We start from the raw sequence: 18534 nt of genomic DNA on the forward strand, positions 1-18534 counted from the left end.
ACCGCCAGACCGGGATGCCATGGATTGCACACGCTCAAACTCTTTGCCGACGCCTTTTTGCATGCCCTGAACAACCTGCTGCCCATTGTGGCGGTGGTACTGCTGTTCCAACTGCTGCTGGGCCAGTGGCCGGAGAACGCCGCCGGCATGACCCTGGGGCTGTTAATCGTGGCCGTCGGCATTGCGCTGTTTCTGCAGGGGCTGGAGCTCAGCATTTTCCCCCTTGGCAAGAGTCTCGCCAACCAGTTCGCCCGCAAGGGATCCATTCCGGTATTGCTCAGTTTCGGCTTTGCCATGGGCTTTTCAGCGGTGATCGCCGAGCCGGCGCTGATTGCCGTGGCGTCCCAGGCCGAGCAGATCAGTGAAGGGCGCATTCAGGCCCTCAGCCTGCGTCTGATCGTGGCCCTGTCGGTGGGCTTGGTGATGGCCGCCGGGGTGCTGCGCATCATTCTCGGCCAGAGCCTGCACTGGTACATGATCGGCGGCTACAGTCTGGTGGTGCTGATCACCTTTTTGGCTCCTCCCGAAATCGTCGGTCTGGCCTACGACTCCGGCGGCGTGACCACCAACATAGTGACGGTGCCCTTGATCGCGGCCCTGGGGCTGGGGCTGGCCTCGTCCATCAAGGGGCGCAATCCGCTCACCGACGGGTTTGGCCTGGTGGCGCTGGCGGTGATGGTGCCCATGATCAGCGTGCAACTGTACGGCATTATCACCTACAGCCTGGGCCCCGCGCCGGCGCCGCTGCCCCTTGAGGAGATACAGCGCCCGCTGACGGATGCGCCCTGGCTGGGGGTGCTGCTCGACCTGTTTACCCTGCTGCGGGATGTCACCCCCATCCTGGTGGTGGTGCTGTTTTTCCAGTACCTGGTGCTGGGGCGCTCCCTGTCCAACCCCGTGCGGGTGCTGTTCGGCTTTGTGCTGGTACTGGTGGGACTGTATGCCTTTGTGGTGGGCCTCAAGCTCGGCCTGTTTCCCATCGGCACCAGCATGGCCGAGCAACTAATCGGCCAGGAGCGGCGGCTGTACATCTATCTGTTTGCCTTCGCCATCGGTTTTGCCACCACCATGGCGGAGCCGGCGCTGATTGCCGTGGGCAGGCAGGCGGAAGAGGCGGCGCCCGGCGAACTGAGCGCCCGGGCCATTCGCCTGGTGGTGGCCCTGGGGGTGGCCCTGGGCATTACCCTGGGCGTGCACCGCATTATCAGCGGCGGCTCCATTCATCACTTCATTATTGGCAGTTACCTGCTGGTGCTGCTGCTGATCTGGTTCTGCCCGCGTAACATACTGGCGCTGGCCTTTGATCTGGGCGGGGTCACCACCTCGGAGGTGACGGTGCCCCTGATCACCGCCCTCGGCATTGGCCTGGCCAGCCATATCGAGGGCCGCAACGTGCTGATCGACGGCTTTGGCCTGATCGCCTTTGCTTCCATCTATCCCATAGTGACGGTGATGATCTACGCCATTACCGCCGATCTGCTATTTAAATACCGGAGGGCAGCTAAATGAAATTTTCATTACTGGTGGCCATCGTGCCCGAAGAGCTGGAGCAAACCTGTATTGACGCGGCCAAGGGCGCCGGGGCCGGCGGCGTGACCATTCTGAGTGGCCGTGGCATCGGCACCAGCAGCAAAAAGACCTTTTTCGGCCTCACCTACGAAGGCTCCCAGAGCATACTGCTGATGGTGCTGGAGAAAAATTTATCCCTGCACGTACTGAAAGCCATTCAGACCGAGCTGACCACCACCCCCGCCGACAAGCAGGAAGGCGCCTCCAAGGGCGTGGTGCTGACCCTGCCGCTGGAGCACCTGGGCGGCATAGAGGCGGCCCAGCTGGAGCAGTTTGAACGTTTTATCAAGGATGATATTTAAACAAAAAATCACCCGGGACAACGACCGGGTATCGCTAAACAGACCCTCCGCGCCAGGGATGGCGCGGCGGAGCCCCCAAGGATGGGTTTACGGCGTGTCTGTGTGTGATGCCCGGTTGATGGACCAGGTCGTTAAGGAGCGCGCCCATGCTGGTAAAAGATATCATGGTGACCGAGGTCATCACCGTTTCCCCCTTCGCCAAGGTGCGGGAGGCCCTGAGCCTGATGAAACGGCACAAGGTCAAGTGTCTGGTGGTGGACAAGGCCAGCGACCATGATGCCTATGGTCTTATCACCTACACCACCATCATCAAAACCATAGTGGCTGAAAGTGGCGACATCGATCTTATCAACGTCTATGATGTGTGCGCCAAGCCGGCCATTGCCGTGGGCCAGGATCTGGACATTCGGCACGTGGCCCGGCTGATGACCTGTTACGGTTTCAACCGGATACTGGTGCTCGACAATAACCATCTGGTCGGGCTTATCACCATTACCGATATCATCGACACCATACTGGACATGGTGGAATAACCATTAGGGACCATCTTCATTATCTGAATTCATGACCGGGAGCAACAACATGCGTATTCTGCACACCATGCTGCGAGTGGGTAACCTGGACAAGTCCATCGCCTTTTACACCAACATCATGGGCATGAAGCTGCTGCGCACCAGCGAAAACGCCGAATATCAATACACCCTGGCCTTTGTGGGCTACGGCGAGGAAAAAGACCAGGCGGTGCTGGAGCTGACCTACAACTGGGGTACCGACAGCTACGATCTGGGCAACGCCTACGGCCATATCGCCATTGAGGCGGAAGACATCTATGGCATGTGCGAGCAAATTCGCGCCGCCGGCGGCAAGGTCACCCGGGAGCCGGGCCCGGTCAAGGGCGGCACCACCGTGATTGCCTTTGTGGAAGATCCCGACGGCTACAAGATTGAGCTGATCGCCAAGAAGGACGCCGGCAAGGGGCTGGGGGAGTAAACATCCTCACTGGTCATTCCCGCAACGGCGGAAATCCATTCCTCAGGCAACACCCTGTGATACAGGTGCCGTACCAAACGTGGCCCCCGCCTGCGCGGGGGTGACGGGTGACGTCATTGGCACCCGATCAGCGCATTGGCAGTTCCACGTCCTCAAACAGCTTTTCAATATCGTCCGGGGATTTCAGAGTAATGGCCTTGTCGACCCGCTCGCGGGTGAGATGGGGGGCGAAGCGCTCCATAAAGTCGTACATGTAGCTGCGCAGAAAGGTGCCCTTGCGAAAGCCGATTTTGGTGGTGCTGGGGGCAAACAGGTGGCCGGCATCGATGGCCACAAGATCGCTGTCTTCCTTCGGATCCACCGCCATGCTGGCCAGCACCCCAATGCCAATGCCCAGTCGCACATAGGTCTTGATCACATCGGCGTCGGTGGCGGTAAACACCACCCGCGGCTCGTAACCGGCCCGGTTGAAGGCCACATCGAGCTGGGAGCGGCCGGTAAAGCCGAAAACGTAAGTGACCAGCGGAAAGCCGGCAATGTCGGCAATGCTGGGCCGGGTGACCGAGGCCAGGGGGTGATCCTTGGGCACCAGAATGCAGCGGTTCCAGTGGTAACAGGGCAGCATGATCAGGTCCTGGAACAGGTGCATGGCCTCGGTGGCAATGGCAAAGTCAGACGAGCCCTTGGCCACCGACTCGCTGATCTGCACCGGCGTGCCCTGATGCATGTGCAGCGACACCTTGGGATAACGCTGAATAAAGCCCTTGATCACCTCGGGCAGCGCGTAGCGGGCCTGGGTATGGGTGGTGGAAATATTGAGCGAGCCCTGATCCGGATGGGTATGCTGGCTGGCCACGGCCTTGATGCTTTCCACCTTGCCGAGGATCTCGCCGGCAATGCGAATAATGTCGCGCCCGGCCGGCGTGATTTGGGTCAGGTGCTTGCCGCTTCGTTCAAACACCTGAATGCCCAGCTCATCTTCCAGCATGCGCACCTGCTTGCTGATACCGGGCTGGGAGGTGTACAGGCTCTCGGCGGTGGCGGAAACATTGAGATTATGGTTGGCAACTTCGACGATGTAGCGCAACTGCTGAAGTTTCATGATGGTCCAGATCCATGGTGACTTGTGTAAATACTACCAGACCTTGGCAAAAGATCCTCTGCATTGGCGCCGTTCTGGCATATTAATATGGTGCTAACGACCTGAATCATCACCGGTTATTGACTCAGGTCGTTAGCCAAAGCCCGATTCGTGAGTTACCATTTCCGCTCACGCTCAAACCATCATAGCGAGCCCGTTGCCGATGATCCTGACCCTGGTACTGATAACCATAGGCGCCCTGCTGTTTCTCGTTATCGTCTACAACATACTGCAGCAATATCGGCAAAAGCAGGCGGCGGAAAAGCGTGCCATCCTCATCCGGCACAGCCATATCGTCAACGACACCGAAGAGCTGCTGCTGAATGCCGGCCAGTTGCCCTACAGCCGGACCCTGGTGCTGATCCTCTATCAGCGGGTGCAAAACAGCCTGCAGACCATGGTCGAGACCGATACCACCAACACCCAGTTGTCCAGCCGGCTGGACAACGTGCGCCAGCAAATAAGTGATGCCAGAGACAATTTTCCACCGGTACAGGGCAACTTCAAACGGCCCGAGTCGGATCAGCAGGCCCTGCACATGCTCAAGCTGGTCAAGCGGCTGCGCCATGTGGTGCGCCAGGAGCACAACAGAGGCAAGGTGGGCTCCCAGGCCTTTGTGGCGGAAGACCGCCGCCTGGAGCTGGTGCAGCTCAAAATCAACCTGTCCAACCTGCTTAAACGGGTGCGCATGGCCATCAACAACCGGGAAACCGCGGCGGCCCGACAAATGCTCGAAAAGGGCAAACGCATTCTTGGCAACCTGCCGGACAAGGATGATCAACTGCTGAACATTGAAGAAACCCTTCAGGAATGGCTCGACGAACTCGACACCAAGCAACAGCAGGTAGAGCAGCAGAAGGAAGAGCAGGAAAAGGAAAAGTCCGAACTCGACATGCTGTTTGAGCCCAAACGCAAATGGTAAGCCCGATAAACGCCCTGCTGGGGGACACCCACGCCTTCTTCGCACAGCTGGCCGGAGCCATGGCCGACCATGGCCTGCCCGCCACGCTCGGGCCCATGGATCACCTTTGCTACCGGGCCGCCACCAATGACGATTATCTCATGCTGAAAGGCCGCCTGGCCGACCACGGCCGGGTGCTGGTGGAAGGCATGATCGGCGGCCGGCCCATCATTACCTATGCCCTGAATGAGCCGCTGAGCAGCCCCTTTGGTCCCGTACCCTGTCTGGAGCTGGCCGCGCCCAAAACGGGCAAGACCCACCACAGTGGCCTGGAGCACGGCGAAATTGTGGTGCCCAGCCTCAACACCCTACTGGAGCGCTATCCCGAGGTGCCCTTTAACCGAAAGGGCCTGCCCCACGAGCTGACCCTGGCGCTGCCGCCGCTGCAGGTGAAGTTTCATGGCCGGAGTCTTGCCGACACCATTGCCGATGAGATTAACGACGGACGGGTGGTGCCGGTGCCTGCAGATTATTTCAATACCTGACACATTAGTATGTTGGCATAAAAATATAAAACGGTCGCGACAGGAACCCGGCCGGGCCTAATGCAGAGGGGCCGTCTGGGCATCATTCGGGCGCTGGCGTTCATGGTGCCGCAACCGCCAGGTCAGGGCGCCGGTCACTCCCATCACCAGTATCATGCCCAGGGTCACGCCGGGCAGGCCCGCCCATTGCCAGAAAGGGTAAAGATACAAGCCGCCAAGGCTGGCTCCGGCGTAGTAAAACACCAGGTAAAGCGACGAGGCCAGCGCCCGGTTGTGACTGACGCTGCGCCCCACCCAGCTGCTGGCACAGGCATGGGCCAGAAAGAAGGCGAAGCTGTCTATCAGCAACGACACCAGGATCACCGGCAACCGCTCGCTCAGCAGGCCCAGGCTGCCCAGGGCCATGATCACAATGGCTGCCAGCAGGGTATTGCACAGGCCAAAACGGCTCACCAGGGGCCCGCTCACGCCGGAGGCCAGGGTGCCGGTGAGGTAGGTCAGAAACAGCAGCCCCAGGGCCGCCGGCGCCAGGGCAATGGGCGGCGCCGACAGGTAAAAGGCCACATAGGTGTACTGGTTGAGAAACACCATAAAGTTGAGCCCGCCCACCAGATACACCGGCCACAGCAAGGGGTTGCGCACATGGGCCAGCAGGGCACTGGCCCCCTCCCCCCTGCCCGCCGGCACAAAGCAGCGGGACTCGGGCAGCAGCCTGGGCAACAGGCCCCACAGCAACAGACTCACTCCGCCCAGCACCGCAAAACTGGCCTGCCAGTGCCCCGCCCACTCGGCCACCAGACCGCCAAACACCCGGCCGGCAATGCCCCCCAGTGAGTTGGCGGCAATGTAGATACCGATGCTGGTCACCAGCGCCCGGGGAGTAAACTCCTCCCCCATATAGGCCACCGCCGTGGCCGGCAGCCCCGCCAGAAAAAAGCCCTGGATGCCGCGCAGCAGCACCAGACCGGCATAGTCCGGTGCCCAGGCCAGTCCTACCCCCAGCATAATGGCCACCAGCAGGGTACCCAGCATCACCCGTTTGCGACCCAGCCGATCCGCTACCCGCGCCCAGAACAGCAAACCTGCCGCCAGCCCCAGGGTGGCGGCCGACAGCGCCCATCCGGCCCCCAATGCCGACAGTTCAAAGTCCTGCGCCAGCAGGGGCAGCAGCGGCTGGGCCACATAGAGATTGACGAACACCAGCACCGAGCCCAGGCCCAGGCCCAGGGTGGCACGCCACCAGAGGGGAGTTTTTAAATCGAGCATGGGCGGGTCTCCAAGAGCGCATGCCTTGACCTTACGCCTGTTACGGGAATAATTTAAATATATTAAAATTATCAATTTAATAAGGGAGAGTTATGATCGACCCCCGCTGGCTGCGCCAGTTCAGCGCCGTGGCCCACACCGGCAACATCACCCGCGCCGCCGAGCAGCTGCACCTGGCGCAACCGGCGGTCACCATGACCATCAAGAAGCTGGAGCAACAACTGGGGCTGACCCTGTTTGAACGCCACCGGGGCCGGCTGCACCTCACCGCCGAGGGCAGCCGCCTGCTGGATCACGCCGAGCGTATTCTGGCCGCCCTCGCCCTGGCCGAGCAGGACATGACGGCGCTGCACGATCTCAACGCCGGCGAGGTCACCATTGGCATTCCCAGCATGCTGGGCTCCTTTTACTTTCCCCCGCTGCTGATGGCCTTCAAGCACCGTTATCCGGGCCTCTGCCTGCGGGTGGAGGAAGCCGGCACCCAGAGCGTGCTGGCCCATTTGCTGAAAGGGCGGCTGGGCCTGGGCATAGTGCTCACCGCCGACCTGCCCGCCGGCCTGTGCGGCCTGCCGCTGCTGCGGGAAGAAATGGTGGCGGTGGTGGCCAGGGATCACCCGTTCGCCCGCCAGCCCCATGTTCGCCTCGACGATTTTCTGGCCGAGGAGCTGGCGTTGTTTCGCCACGGCTTCTACCACCGGGAGTACATTGAGGACATGGCGAACCAGCGTGGCCTGCGCCCGCGCATCGGCTTTGAAAGCAACCTCATTCCCCTGCTCAAGGCGGTGGTGCGCCAGGGCTTTGCGGTGACCAGTTTTTTACGCATGGTGATCGAGCAAGACGACGATCTGGTGCCCGTCTCTTTTGAAACGCCCTATTTTCTCGATCTCTGCCTGGCCTGGCCCAGGGAGCGCCGCCTGTCCCGGGCCGAACAGGCCTTTATCGATTTTATTCGCGACCAGCACCGGGCGCCTTTACAGGCAGGGTAAAGATTCGTTATAACATAACAAACCCTGATTATTGGAGTATCGAATGAATCTTAAGCCGCTGGTCACCGTCATCACTCTGCTGCCGCTTGCCGTTGCCGCCAATACCCAGCTGGGCGTACACGAGCACGGTTTTGGCCAGCTCAACCTGGCCCAGAACGGCGAGCAGCTGGTGATTGAGCTTATCAGCCCCGCCGCCGACATTGTGGGTTTTGAACATAATCCAGCGACCCACGAAGAGCAGGCCGCCGTTGATCTCGCCATGGCCCGGGCGCGCGACACCGCCAGCCTGTTTACCCTGCCTGCCGGCGCCGGCTGTGTGCCGGAACAAGCCGCCCATATTGAACATGTTGAACATGACGAGCACGAGCACGAGCACGAGCACGAGCACGAGCACGAGCACGAGCATCATGATGAACACGCCCATCAGGACGTCAACCTGCGTTACGCCTGGCGCTGCAACCAGCCCGACGCGCTAAACCAGCTCGATGCGGCCGGCCTGTTCAAGGCCTTTCCGAGCTTTAGCCGCCTCGAACTGCAGGGTATTCTGCCCGCCGGCCAGGTAGCCGCGACCCTGACCCCGGAACAGCCTCGGGCAAGCTGGTAACATGACCCCGCTGGTATCCATTCATCATCTGGCCTTCGCCTGGCCGGGGCAGCCTGCCCTGCTCAACATGGAGGAGCTGACCCTGGCCCCCGGCGAACGCCTGTTCATCAAGGGGCCGAGCGGCAGCGGCAAGAGTACCCTGCTCGGCCTGCTGGCCGGCATTCATACCCCGGCCCGGGGCTCGCTTGAGATCCTCGGGCAGGATCTGGCCCGGCTGTCGGCCAGGAGGCGGGATCGGTTTCGTGCCGATCACCTGGGCTATATTTTCCAGCAGTTCAATCTGCTGCCCTACCTCTCGGTGATTGACAACGTGACCTCGGCGCTGATCTTCTCCCGCCATAAGCGCCAGCGTCTGCAGACCTCGCCCGTAAACGAAGCCGAACGCCTGCTGACCGCCCTGCAACTGCCCGCCTCCCTGTGGCAGCAACCGGTGCACCGGCTCAGCATTGGCCAGCAGCAGCGGGTTGCCGCAGCCCGGGCGCTGATTGGCCGGCCCGCCCTGGTGATTGCCGACGAGCCGACCTCGGCGCTGGATGCCGACAGCCGCGCCGCCTTTATGCAACTGCTGTTTGCCGAATGCGAACACGCCGGCAGCGGCCTGGTGTTTGTCAGTCACGATGCCGCCCTGGAGCCCCTGTTTTCCCGGGCGCTGTCTCTCAACCAACTGAACGGAGCCAAGCATGCTGAGCCTGGCCTTTAACAGCCTGTGGGCCCGCCGGCTGACCGCCGGCCTGACGGTGCTGGCCATCGCCATCAGCGTGGTGTTGCTGGTGGGGGTACACAAGGTGCAGAGCGAGCTGAAGGACAGCTTTGCCCGCACCATCTCGGGCACGGATCTTATCGTGGGTGCCCGTTCCGGGCAGATCAACCTGTTGCTGTATTCGGTGTTTCGCATCGGCAACCCCACCAACAACATCAGCTGGGCATCCTACCAGCGCATTAAAAACCAGCAAGGCGTGGCCTGGACGGTGCCGTTGTCGCTGGGCGACTCCCACCAGGGCTACCGGGTACTGGGCACCAGTGAAGACTATTTTCGCCATTACGCCTATGGCCAGCAGCAACCCCTGGCATTTGCCGAGGGTCGTCCCTTTGCCGACACCTTTGAGGCGGTGATCGGTGCCGAGGTGGCGCGCCGGCTCGGCTATACGCCGGGAGATGAGCTGGTGATTGCCCATGGCGCCGGCAACACCTCGTTCAGCCTGCACGAGGATCTGCCCTTTACCCTGGTGGGTATTCTGGCGCCCACCGGCACCCCGGTAGACAGAACCGTGCATGTGCGCCTGGACGGGCTTGAAGCCATTCATCTGGGCTGGCAAAGCGGCCGTCAGACGCAGCAGTTAACTCCTGAGCAGGCGCTGGCCGCCCGCCTGGAGCCCGCCGCCATCACCGCCTTTCTGGTGGGGCTGGAAAACCGCGTATTGGCCTTTGGCCTGCAGCGCAGCATCAACAACTACCGGGCGGAGCCGCTGTCCGCCATCCTGCCCGGCGCAGCCCTGCATGAGCTGTGGGGCATGATGAGCCTGGCAGAACAGGCCATCGCGCTGATCGCCCTGTTCGTGGTGGTGGCCGGCCTGCTGGGCATGCTGACCACGCTGCTGGCCGGGCTCTCGGCCCGGCGCCGGGAGCTGGCCATTCTGCGCTCCCTGGGGGCCGGCCCGCGGCATCTGTTCGGCCTGCTCACCCTGGAGGCAGCCCTGCTGACGCTGCTGGGTATGGCGCTTGGCATGGCCCTGCTTTATGCTGCGCTGATGGTGTCGGCACCACTGCTGCAGGCACACTACGGCCTGCGGCTGTCTGTTGGCCTGCCCTCATACGAGGAATGGCGCTTGCTGGCGGCCATTTGGCTGGCGGGCATCGTCACCGGCCTGCTGCCGGCAGCCCAGGCCTTTCGCTATTCACTCAACGACGGAATGAGCATTCGACAGTGAAACTTTTGCATACCTTTCTGGGGCTGGCGCTGCTCGCCGGTCCCGCCCTGGCCGATGATTACCAGCTCACCGACTGGAATGATCTGATCCCGCTGGAAGAGCAGCTCAACCCGCCTCCCTTTCCCGAGGTGGATCACGAGGATGAATTTGCCATTCCGGGCCAGCCGGTGGGCAAGGTGGTCGCAGGGCTGAACGGCAAAAAGATACGCTTGCCCGGCTTTGTGGTGCCCCTGGAGGGCGACAGCAAAACCATCACCCAGTTTTTCCTGGTACCCTATTTCGGCGCCTGCATTCATGTGCCGCCGCCGCCCACCAACCAGATTGTTTACGTCAACTACCCCAAGGGAGCCAAGGTGGATGATCTGTGGGATGCGGTCTGGGTAACCGGCACCCTGAGCACGGTAAGTGCCAGCCATGACATTGCCGACGCCGCCTACTCGCTGGAAGGCGTTTCGGTAGAGCCTTACGATCTATAAAGGCGCCGGGGCCCGGCCCCGGCTGTCCTCATATCAATTTCATTCAATCTTTGCGCCTCTTTCTCTTGCACACTGCCCGTGTCTTTCAACCAATACTGCACGGGAGTATTCATGACCCTTTCCCTGATTTTACCCATGTCGATGTTTGCCCTGGCGGCGTCGATTTCCCCCGGCCCCGTTAACCTGGTGTGCCTGGGCAGTGGTCTGCATCAACCACCACAACGCGGCCTGCGCTTTGTCACCGGCGCCACATTGGGATTCGTGGTGTTGTTCATGGCCATCGGCCTGGGACTCTATGGGCTGCTGCAGGCCCACCCCGCCCTGATGCGAACTCTGCACTGGGCCGGTATCGGGTTTTTACTGTATATGAGCCTTCGGCTGGCCACCGCCTCCGGCTCCCTGCCCATGCCGGGATCTGGGCAGGCACCCGGCCTGCTGGCCGGCGCCCTGATGCAATGGCTCAACCCCAAGGCCTGGCTGGCATCGGCTTCGGGTATCGCTGCCTATACCGATGGCGGCCTGAACCAGATCGGGCTGTTCGCCCTGCTCTATCTGCCGATCTGCTGGTGTTCGCTGGCCTGCTGGCTGTGGCTTGGCAGCAGACTGCGCCGCCACCTGCACAATACCCGCTGGCTGGTTCTGCTGAACCGACTGCTGGCACTGCTACTTGCCGCCAGTTGCCTTTACTTGCTGCGATACTGAGCCGGCGTGGCCGCCACCAGCCGCTTGAAGACACGCTGAAAATGGGCCTGATCGGAAAAGCCCATATTGAGAGCCACCTCGGCGATGGGCATGCCGGCCTTCAGTTGGCGCTGGCCAAGCTGAATCCGCCGGTTAACAAGGTAAGCATGGGGAGTAATGCCGAAATGCTGTCTGAACCCACGCACCAGATGACCGGCACTGTAGCCGCTGAGGGCACACAAATCATCAAGCGACACCTCCTCAAGGCAATGGGCATCAAGATGGCCGGCCAACCGCTGCAACCGTGCCGGCACCGGCGCCGAACGTGGTGCCGGTTGCCCCGACAGGGATTGCATCAGCCCCGTCAAGTACTCCACCAGGGCCGTCTGCTTCTGCAGCAAGGGCCGGTTCGGTGCCAGCAAACAGGCCGCCAGCCGCCGGTATTCCTCAAACCAGTGCCGTTCGCCAATCACGGCGGTGGCCAGGTCCCGCCACTGTTCATCGGGCAGCAGGCCGGCGTCAAAACGCAGCCGGGCCAGCCAACCGGCATCCACATACATCATGAAGTAGGCCCAGGGCTTGCCTTCGACGGGATTGCAGGCATGCACCCAGTCCGGGTTCATCAATACCAGATCACCGGCGCCTACCAGATGCTGCTCCCGACGATAAAAAAAGGTGCTTTCACCGGCGGTGATGGCACCCAGCGACCATTGGGCATGGCTATGTGGCGCATAGCCGATACTGCGCCCGTCATCAATGTGACGCAATTCCACCTGGGGCATACGCGGATCCCGCCAGAACACCGGTCTGGTATCGGGCCGGGATGACGGCATCTTAGCGTATGCCATGGACCGCCTCTTCGGCTTCTTCCATCAACCTGGCCATCAGCTCGGCGGCCGGCAGCGCGCGGGCACGGGCCACGGCCATGCCGGCCCAGTGAGCGGCGAAGTCTTCGCAACCGCGCCGGGCGGCGGCGCCGTGCAGCTGTTTGGCGGCGTCATAGGCCAGCGGATAGTCGGGAGGCACGGGCGCCCCCGGTGCCTCGGCATGGTGGATAAACCGGTTCAGCAACCCCCGGGCCGGGCGCCCGGACAAGGTTGCGGTCAACCGGGTTTGTCCCGCGCCCGCGGTTAACAGCCGTTGCCGGTACGTCTCACTGGCCGCCGACTCCGGACAGGCCACAAAGGCCGTGCCCAGCTGCACCGCCGCCGCGCCCAGCGCCAGCATGGCCCGTATGTCGGCGCCATCCATGATGCCCCCGGCGGCAATCACCGGCGGCCGGCATTCCGCCACCAGCACACGCACCAGCTCGGCGGTACTCAGTTGGCTGTCGGGGGCGTCGGGGTCAAACATGCCCCTGTGACCGCCGGCCTCAATGCCCTGAGCAACCACCCCGTGAATGCCGGCGGCTTCGATTTGCCTGGCTTCTTCCGGGCAGGTGGCACTGGCCAGGGTCAGCACACCGGCGCTGTGCAGCCGCTCAAGCAGGTGGGCGGGAGGCAGACCAAAATGAAAGCTGACCACGGCCGGGCGCAGCTCGATCAGCAATGCCTGCATGGATTCGCTGTGATTGAAGCTGGAGTAGATTTCTTCCAGCCGTACGGGCACCGCCGCCCCCTGCTCGGAAAACAGCGGGCGCAGGTAGTCCAGCCAGGCCGCCTCCGTGGCGGCATCGCGCCGGGCCGGCGCATGACAGAACACATTCACATTGAACGGCCTGTCGGTCAGTTGTTGTGTCTGCTCAATCTGGCGGCGGGCATCCGCCACCGAGCTGGCCCCCAGCCCCAGGGAGCCCAGGCCCCCGGCATTGGACACCGCCGCCGCCAGCGCCGGCGTGGAAACCCCCGCCATGGGGGCCTGGATAATGGGATAGCGTATTCCTGCTTGTTGCAAAAAGACATGTTGAGCTGACATACACACTTCCTTATTGATGAAGGTCTTTTAGCATCCACACATCGCAGCCGCCGTGCTCCGAGGCCATCAGGGGCGCGTCGAGGTGGCGAAACCCCAGGCTTTCATAGAGCCCGATGGCAGCGGTCATGGTGCCCAGGGTATCAAGATAACAGGCGGAAAACCCTTGTTCCCCGGCAAACGCCAGGCAGGCCTCGGCCAGCCGGCGGCCAATGCCGTGGCCACGGGCGGCAGGCAGTAAAAACAGCTTTCTCAGCTCGCACATTTCACCCAGCGGGGCAATGCCGGCGCCGCCAACGACCTCGCCATTGAGCCGGGCAACGAAATAACGGCTTTTCGCCTCAAGCCGGTAATGGCGGCTCATGCAGCGCACTTCGTCGTCGCCGGGTCCAAAGCCCTCGCCCACGGCGCCGAATTCGGCGCCCACCTTCAGAATAATTCGGCAGATGGCGGCATCATCCTGCGGGGTAATGGGCGTGATCATCACGGCCGCTGGTGGTGTTGTGGCCAACATGGACATACTCCTCAGGTTGCCGGCGGCACAAACACCGCCAGCCAGATGGTGAACTCATCGGGGGCGGTATGGCACACCCGGTGTTTTTGATGAGCGGGAATATAAAGGTGATCGCCGGGCTCAAGCCGCTGCCGGCGACCGTCTGCAAAGGCCAGGGTACCGCTGCCGGTGAGCACCAGCACCCATTCATCTTCGCTCTGATCGTACCAGCCCTCGGCCGGCGAGGTATGGCCGTGAGAAACAATGCGCTCGATGCGCACATGAGGCGTGGCCAGCAGTTCGTCGAATTGCTCGCCGGCAAGCTTGGCCGGCAGATCCTGAAACAGGTTGTGCATGATGCGTGAGTGTCGAGTCGAGTCATTCAGCCCATGATGGTAGCAAGTAACGGCGCCATGATGCACTCGGACCATGCGCTGCCCTCATCCGTTATGCCGCCTGCTGCCCATGGCGGCGCGCCAGCAGCAAATACAGCGAAGGCACCACAAACAGGGTGAAAAAGGTCCCCACGGCCATGCCCCCCACCAGCACCAGACCGATGGAATTGCGCGCCGCCGCCCCCGGACCGTCCACCAGAATGAGCGGAAAATGCCCCGCCACCGTGGCCGCCGAGGTCATCAGCACCGGGCGCAGCCGGGTCATGGCCGCCTGTTCAATGGCCTCGGCCTTGGCCAGCCCCTGCTGCTGCAGCTTGTTGGCAAACTCCACGATCAGAATGCCATTTTTGGCAATCAACCCCACCAAAGTGACCAGCCCCACCTGGGCATAAATGTTCAGGGTGGTGGTCCAGCCGTCGGTCCAGAACGGCAGATCCGGGTTGGGCATTTTCAGCACGGTAAAAATCAGCGCCCCGAACATGGCCAGCGGCACCGAGCCCAGCAGGATCACCAGAGGGTCGCGAAAGGAATTGAACTGCACCGCCAGCACCAGAAAAATCATGACGATGGCGAGGCCCAGCGCCGGCAGGAACTTGCCACCCTCGGTGCGCAGCTGGCGTGACTCGCCGGTGTAATTGATGCTGTAGTCCGCCGGCAGCAACTCGCGGGCCGCGTCTTCCAGCACCGCCAGGCCTTCGTCCAGCCGGCCGGTCATGCCCGACAGCTTGATGGCGTTGAGCTGCTGAAAACGGTTCAGCGAACGCGGCACCGTGCTGTTGTCGAGCGTGGCGATGGCCGACAGCGGCACCAGCTGCCCTTGTGGTCCGCGCAGGTAAATATCGCCCAGCTGCTCCGGGTTGAGCCGGTCGCGGCGCACCAGTTGCGGGATCACCTTGTAGGCCCGGCCGTCGATATTGAAGCGGTTGACATAGTTGCCGCCGAGCGCCGCCCCCAGATCCAGCCCCACCTGCCGTTGAGTGAGCCCCAAGGCCGCCAGCTTCTGGTAGTCGAGCACGATTTCGGCTTGAGGCTGATCGATTTTCAGATCGATCTCCGGTGGAAAATAAAACAGCCCGCTTTGGGCCGCTGCCTGCTGTAGTTGTTGCGCATAGGCCAACATCTCGGCGGGCTCATCGGTGGAGGCGATAATAAATTCCACCGGAAAGTTACTGCCCCCGGGCAGTGCTGGCGGCTGGGCCACAAACACCTGCAACCCGGGAATGGCGTTCATGCCCGCCTGAATTTCCGGCACCATTTCCCGAATGCTGCGTGTCCGCTCATTCCAGGGCTTGACCACCATGCCGCTGAAGCCCCCCACCCCCAGCGCGGCGGCGAAGGGATCCGAGGGCGACAGCAAAATCTGAAAGGTCAGCGCCCGCTCCGGCGCATTCAGAAACACCCGCTCGGCGGCCCGGCCGAAGTGCGCCTTCTGATCCGCCGAGGCGTTGGCGGCGTTGTTGATGATGCCGAACATAAAGCCCTGATCCTCCAGCGGCGCCAGCTCCCGGGGAGAGAACAAATACATGGGCACCACCAGCAGTCCCAGGCCGCCCCAGAGCACATACACCGCCGTGCGCCGGGCCAGCACCCGCGCCAGCCAGCGACCGTAGGCCAGCCGCAGCCGGTCAAAGGCGTGGTTCACTCTGCCGGTAAAGCCCCGCTTCTCGCGCTCGGCACTGCGCAGCAGCACCGCACTCATGGTGGGCGACAGAGTCAGCGCCACCAGCCCGGAGATGGTCACGGCCCCGGCCAGGGTCAGGGCAAATTCTCGAAACAGCGAGCCGGTGAGTCCGCCCTGCAGGCCGATGGGAATGTACACCGCCGCCAGGGTCAGGGTCATGGCGATCACCGGACCCATCAGCTCCCGGGCACCAATGAGCGCCGCCTCTTTGGGGGTACGTCCTTCCCGCAGGTGCCGCTCGACGTTTTCCACCATGACGATGGCATCGTCCACCACCAGCCCCACCGACAGTACAATGGCCAGCAGGGTCAACAGGTTGAGGGTAAAGCCGAACAGCTGCATCAGGAAAATGGCGCCCACCAGGGACACCGGAATGGCCACCACCGGCACCAGCACCGAGCGCCAGGAGCCGAGGAACAGAAAAATCACCCCGATCACAATCAGCAACGTCTCGGCCAGGGTGCCCACCACTTCGCGAATGGCGTTATCCACGTATTCCGAGGCGTCGTAGCCGATCTCCGCCGCCATCCCCTGGGGCAGATCCGCCTTCAGACCCTCGAGATCGGCGCGCACCCCGGCGATGACCTCGATCACATTGGTGTTGGGCAGGGGAAAAATCCCCATAAACACCGCATTCTGACCGTTGAAGCTCACCTCGGTGTCGTAATCTTCGGCGCCCAGCTCCACCCGGGCCACGTCTTCCAGCCGCACCAGGGTATCGCCACTGGCCCGGATCACCAGGTGGCGAAACTGCTCGGCGCTGTGCAGATCGGTGTTGGCGGTGAGGTACACCCGCACCAGGGCCCCCTGGGTGCTGCCCACCGCCGACAAAAAGTTGTTGGCGGCCAGGGCCTGGCTGACCTCGGCAGGGCTGATGCCCAGCGCCGCCAGCCGCTCGGGCTGCAGCCACACCCGCATGGCAAAGGTACGGGCGCCGAAAATCTCGGCCCGCTGTACCCCCGCCAGGGCCGAAAGCCGGGGCTGCACCACCCGCACCAGGTAGTCGGTGATCTCGCTCTGAGAAAGATTTTCCGAGGAAAAGCTCAGGTAGGCGGCGGCAAACTCGGAGTCCGCCGACTGCACGCTGATGGCCGGTACCTCGGCCTCGGCGGGCAGCTGGTTGCGCACCTCGTTGACCTTGGCGGTAATGTCCGCCAGCGCCCGGGTGGGCTCGTAGTTAAGCTTGAGCCGGGCGGTCACCAGCGACAGTCCCAGCAGGCTTTTCGACTCCACGTAATCAATGCCGTCGGCGGACGCGATGGCCCCCTCGATGGCGGTGGTGACAAAGCCGCGCACCACTTCGGCGCTGGCGCCCACATAGGGAGTGGCCACGATCACCGACGCGTTTTCACTCTCGGGATACTGGCGCACGCTGAGCGACCACCAGGCCTGAGCCCCGGCGATCAGGATCAACAGGCTGACCACCAGGGCCAGCACGGGGCGGCGCACGAAGATATCGGTAAAGGCGAGCATCAGCCGTTATCCGGTTGAGGATCGAGGGAAAACGCCGGCGCCAGCCGGTTGTCGATCACCACCGCCATGCCCGGGAACAGCTTGAACACCCCGGTGGAGACCACCTGCTGGCCTGCGCTCAGGCCTTCGCTCACCGCCACAAAGTCTCCCAGCCGCCGACCCAGGCGCACCGGCTGGCGGCGCAGCACCTTCGCCTCCCCCTCGCCGGGCTCAATCAGCAGCACGGCGTCGCCGTCCGGGCCGTGAACAATGGCGGTGAGCGGCACCAGCAGCAGGGTTTCGGCCTCGGGCCGGGTCAGCGTCAGCTGCACAAACATGCCCGGACGCAGCTGCCCCTGAGGGTTGGCCAGGCTGGCCTGCACCCGCACGCTGCGGGTGGCAGGGTCCAGCTCGGGATCCACCGCGCTGACTTCCCCTTCAAAGCGGCGACCGGGCCAGGCGTCGGCGGACACCGCCACCGGCAACCCCTGGCTCAGCCCTGCCAGCCGCTGCTGGGGCAGGGAAAAGTCCACTAGCACCGGATCCAGGCTTTGCAGCGACACCACGGCGCTGCCCTTGTCCAGAAACTGCCCCGGGCTGATGCGGCGAATGCCCAGTTGCCCGGCAAAGGGCGCCCGCAGGGCCTTCCTGGCGATTTGCGCCTCAATCAGCTGCCGGCGGGCGCTGGCCTGACGGTAGCGGCTTTGCGCCTCGTCGAGATCCCCCTGGGCCAGGCTGCCCCGCTGGCGCAATGCCCGCGCCCGTTGATAGCTAACCCGGGCCAGCTCGGCGGCGGCGCTGGCCTCACTCAGCTGCGCGCGCTCAATGTCGTCGTTCAGGCGCAACAATACCTCACCGGCCTTGACGCTGGCGCCCGCCTCAAAGGCCACCTCGGCTACCACGCCCTCGGCCTCGGTACGCAGCACCGCTCCCTGCACCGCCGTCACCGAGCCCACGGCGTTCACCTCCGGCTGCCAGTGATATTCCCGCACTGCCACCGCGTTCACCCGCTCCGGCGGCAGGGTCATGTGTTCGGCGGCATCGGCCATGGCGCTGAACTGGGCGAACTTGATCAGCACCACCAGGACCACGATGGGCAGCAGCGCCAGCAGTCCGGCCAGGCTCCAGGCAAGGCGTGAGCGCATTCTTTTCTCCCGGTGAACAAGCAATGACTAGGGTAAAGTCTAGTTGCAAGCGCCGTCACCCCGCTCCA

20 protein-coding genes are annotated in these 18534 nt (G+C 62.8%); 12 read left to right on the forward strand and 8 right to left on the reverse strand.

Features of this window, described 5'->3' with window-relative positions:
- Window positions 1-24: 24 nt before the first annotated feature.
- From GU3_RS10945 to gloA, 4 genes are all read left to right on the forward strand, one after another.
- A complete protein-coding gene (locus GU3_RS10945) occupies window positions 25-1509 on the forward strand; it encodes a DUF1538 domain-containing protein (RefSeq protein ID WP_014292600.1) in 1485 nt (494 codons plus the stop codon).
- Complete coding sequence (locus GU3_RS10950; protein WP_014292601.1) at window positions 1506-1871, forward strand: P-II family nitrogen regulator; 366 nt, start codon at window positions 1506-1508, stop codon at window positions 1869-1871. Before GU3_RS10945 ends, GU3_RS10950 begins: the two co-directional genes overlap by 4 nt.
- Window positions 1872-2017: 146 nt before the next feature.
- Window positions 2018-2404 carry a CBS domain-containing protein gene (locus tag GU3_RS10955; RefSeq protein WP_014292602.1) on the forward strand — a complete coding sequence of 129 codons (387 nt, stop codon included), beginning with the start codon at window positions 2018-2020 and terminating at the stop codon, window positions 2402-2404.
- A 49-nt stretch (window positions 2405-2453) separates the two neighbouring features.
- Window positions 2454-2861 (forward strand): lactoylglutathione lyase, encoded by a 408-nt coding sequence (gene gloA, locus GU3_RS10960; protein ID WP_014292603.1) that lies wholly within the window; start codon window positions 2454-2456, stop codon window positions 2859-2861.
- Window positions 2862-2988: 127 nt separating this feature from the next.
- On the opposite strand, the gene cysB is transcribed toward gloA, so the two are convergent.
- Window positions 2989-3963: an HTH-type transcriptional regulator CysB gene (cysB, locus tag GU3_RS10965; protein WP_014292604.1), complete on the reverse strand. Its 975-nt coding sequence runs from the start codon at window positions 3961-3963 to the stop codon at window positions 2989-2991.
- A 202-nt stretch (window positions 3964-4165) separates the two neighbouring features.
- Here cysB and GU3_RS10970 point away from each other — a divergent pair, with 202 nt between their 5' ends.
- Together GU3_RS10970 and GU3_RS10975 are read left to right on the forward strand one after the other, a co-directional pair.
- Window positions 4166-4924 (forward strand): hypothetical protein, encoded by a 759-nt coding sequence (locus tag GU3_RS10970; RefSeq protein WP_014292605.1) that lies wholly within the window; start codon window positions 4166-4168, stop codon window positions 4922-4924.
- The gene (locus GU3_RS10975) at window positions 4918-5448 is read left to right on the forward strand and encodes a VOC family protein (RefSeq protein ID WP_014292606.1); all 531 of its coding nucleotides are present in this window, start codon (window positions 4918-4920) and stop codon (window positions 5446-5448) included. The genes GU3_RS10970 and GU3_RS10975 overlap by 7 nt, the downstream gene beginning before the upstream one ends.
- 57 nt (window positions 5449-5505) lie before the next feature.
- Here GU3_RS10975 and GU3_RS10980 read toward each other — a convergent pair whose 3' ends face one another.
- Window positions 5506-6714 carry an MFS transporter gene (locus tag GU3_RS10980; protein WP_014292607.1) on the reverse strand — a complete coding sequence of 403 codons (1209 nt, stop codon included), beginning with the start codon at window positions 6712-6714 and terminating at the stop codon, window positions 5506-5508.
- Between the two features lie 92 nt (window positions 6715-6806).
- Between GU3_RS10980 and GU3_RS10985 the strand changes: the two genes are divergently transcribed.
- From GU3_RS10985 to GU3_RS11010, 6 genes are all read left to right on the forward strand, one after another.
- Entirely contained in the window at window positions 6807-7700 is an 894-nt protein-coding gene (locus tag GU3_RS10985; protein WP_014292608.1) for a LysR family transcriptional regulator, read from the forward strand.
- A 43-nt stretch (window positions 7701-7743) separates the two neighbouring features.
- Complete coding sequence (locus GU3_RS10990) at window positions 7744-8304, forward strand: DUF2796 domain-containing protein (RefSeq protein WP_014292609.1); 561 nt, start codon at window positions 7744-7746, stop codon at window positions 8302-8304.
- Window position 8305: 1 nt separating this feature from the next.
- Window positions 8306-9004, forward strand: coding sequence for an ATP-binding cassette domain-containing protein (locus GU3_RS10995; RefSeq protein WP_014292610.1), 699 nt, complete (start codon window positions 8306-8308; stop codon window positions 9002-9004).
- Complete coding sequence (locus tag GU3_RS11000; protein ID WP_041543139.1) at window positions 8985-10232, forward strand: FtsX-like permease family protein; 1248 nt, start codon at window positions 8985-8987, stop codon at window positions 10230-10232. The genes GU3_RS10995 and GU3_RS11000 overlap by 20 nt, the downstream gene beginning before the upstream one ends.
- Window positions 10229-10708, forward strand: coding sequence for a DUF3299 domain-containing protein (locus tag GU3_RS11005; protein WP_014292612.1), 480 nt, complete (start codon window positions 10229-10231; stop codon window positions 10706-10708). The genes GU3_RS11000 and GU3_RS11005 overlap by 4 nt, the downstream gene beginning before the upstream one ends.
- Window positions 10709-10819: 111 nt before the next feature.
- Complete coding sequence (locus GU3_RS11010) at window positions 10820-11410, forward strand: LysE family translocator (RefSeq protein ID WP_014292613.1); 591 nt, start codon at window positions 10820-10822, stop codon at window positions 11408-11410.
- On the opposite strand, the gene GU3_RS11015 is transcribed toward GU3_RS11010, so the two are convergent.
- The 6 genes from GU3_RS11015 to GU3_RS11040 all read right to left on the reverse strand — a co-directional run bounded on the left by GU3_RS11015 (window position 11392) and on the right by GU3_RS11040 (window position 18466).
- Window positions 11392-12237, reverse strand: coding sequence for an AraC family transcriptional regulator (locus GU3_RS11015; protein WP_202798257.1), 846 nt, complete (start codon window positions 12235-12237; stop codon window positions 11392-11394). The genes GU3_RS11010 and GU3_RS11015 overlap by 19 nt on opposite strands.
- A complete protein-coding gene (locus GU3_RS11020; protein WP_014292615.1) occupies window positions 12224-13303 on the reverse strand; it encodes a nitronate monooxygenase family protein in 1080 nt (359 codons plus the stop codon). Before GU3_RS11020 ends, GU3_RS11015 begins: the two co-directional genes overlap by 14 nt.
- Window positions 13304-13313: 10 nt before the next feature.
- Window positions 13314-13814: a GNAT family N-acetyltransferase gene (locus tag GU3_RS11025; RefSeq protein ID WP_041543144.1), complete on the reverse strand. Its 501-nt coding sequence runs from the start codon at window positions 13812-13814 to the stop codon at window positions 13314-13316.
- A gap of 11 nt (window positions 13815-13825) precedes the next feature.
- Complete coding sequence (locus GU3_RS11030) at window positions 13826-14149, reverse strand: cupin domain-containing protein (RefSeq protein ID WP_014292617.1); 324 nt, start codon at window positions 14147-14149, stop codon at window positions 13826-13828.
- A 91-nt stretch (window positions 14150-14240) separates the two neighbouring features.
- A complete protein-coding gene (locus tag GU3_RS11035) occupies window positions 14241-17342 on the reverse strand; it encodes an efflux RND transporter permease subunit (protein WP_014292618.1) in 3102 nt (1033 codons plus the stop codon).
- A complete protein-coding gene (locus GU3_RS11040) occupies window positions 17342-18466 on the reverse strand; it encodes an efflux RND transporter periplasmic adaptor subunit (protein WP_014292619.1) in 1125 nt (374 codons plus the stop codon). The genes GU3_RS11035 and GU3_RS11040 overlap by 1 nt, the downstream gene beginning before the upstream one ends.
- Window positions 18467-18534 lie beyond the last annotated feature (68 nt).

Source organism: Oceanimonas sp. GK1 (assembly GCF_000243075.1).
Taxonomy (GTDB): Bacteria; Pseudomonadota; Gammaproteobacteria; order Enterobacterales; family Aeromonadaceae; genus Oceanimonas.

Bases quoted from the DNA above. Each gene is read 5' to 3' on its own strand.
- GU3_RS10950 (WP_014292601.1), top strand. From the start codon at position 1,506: ATGAAATTTTCATTACTGGTGGCCATCGTGCCCGAAGAGCTGGAGCAA.
- GU3_RS10955 (WP_014292602.1), top strand. From the start codon at position 2,018: ATGCTGGTAAAAGATATCATGGTGACCGAGGTCATCACCGTTTCCCCC.
- gloA (WP_014292603.1), top strand. From the start codon at position 2,454: ATGCGTATTCTGCACACCATGCTGCGAGTGGGTAACCTGGACAAGTCC.
- cysB (WP_014292604.1), bottom strand. From the start codon at position 3,963: ATGAAACTTCAGCAGTTGCGCTACATCGTCGAAGTTGCCAACCATAAT.
- GU3_RS10970 (WP_014292605.1), top strand. From the start codon at position 4,166: ATGATCCTGACCCTGGTACTGATAACCATAGGCGCCCTGCTGTTTCTC.
- GU3_RS10975 (WP_014292606.1), top strand. From the start codon at position 4,918: ATGGTAAGCCCGATAAACGCCCTGCTGGGGGACACCCACGCCTTCTTC.
- GU3_RS10980 (WP_014292607.1), bottom strand. From the start codon at position 6,714: ATGCTCGATTTAAAAACTCCCCTCTGGTGGCGTGCCACCCTGGGCCTG.
- GU3_RS10985 (WP_014292608.1), top strand. From the start codon at position 6,807: ATGATCGACCCCCGCTGGCTGCGCCAGTTCAGCGCCGTGGCCCACACC.
- GU3_RS10990 (WP_014292609.1), top strand. From the start codon at position 7,744: ATGAATCTTAAGCCGCTGGTCACCGTCATCACTCTGCTGCCGCTTGCC.
- GU3_RS10995 (WP_014292610.1), top strand. From the start codon at position 8,306: ATGACCCCGCTGGTATCCATTCATCATCTGGCCTTCGCCTGGCCGGGG.
- GU3_RS11000 (WP_041543139.1), top strand. From the start codon at position 8,985: ATGCTGAGCCTGGCCTTTAACAGCCTGTGGGCCCGCCGGCTGACCGCC.
- GU3_RS11010 (WP_014292613.1), top strand. From the start codon at position 10,820: ATGACCCTTTCCCTGATTTTACCCATGTCGATGTTTGCCCTGGCGGCG.
- GU3_RS11015 (WP_202798257.1), bottom strand. From the start codon at position 12,237: ATGGCATACGCTAAGATGCCGTCATCCCGGCCCGATACCAGACCGGTG.
- GU3_RS11020 (WP_014292615.1), bottom strand. From the start codon at position 13,303: ATGTCAGCTCAACATGTCTTTTTGCAACAAGCAGGAATACGCTATCCC.
- GU3_RS11025 (WP_041543144.1), bottom strand. From the start codon at position 13,814: ATGTTGGCCACAACACCACCAGCGGCCGTGATGATCACGCCCATTACC.
- GU3_RS11030 (WP_014292617.1), bottom strand. From the start codon at position 14,149: ATGCACAACCTGTTTCAGGATCTGCCGGCCAAGCTTGCCGGCGAGCAA.
- GU3_RS11035 (WP_014292618.1), bottom strand. From the start codon at position 17,342: ATGCTCGCCTTTACCGATATCTTCGTGCGCCGCCCCGTGCTGGCCCTG.
- GU3_RS11040 (WP_014292619.1), bottom strand. From the start codon at position 18,466: ATGCGCTCACGCCTTGCCTGGAGCCTGGCCGGACTGCTGGCGCTGCTG.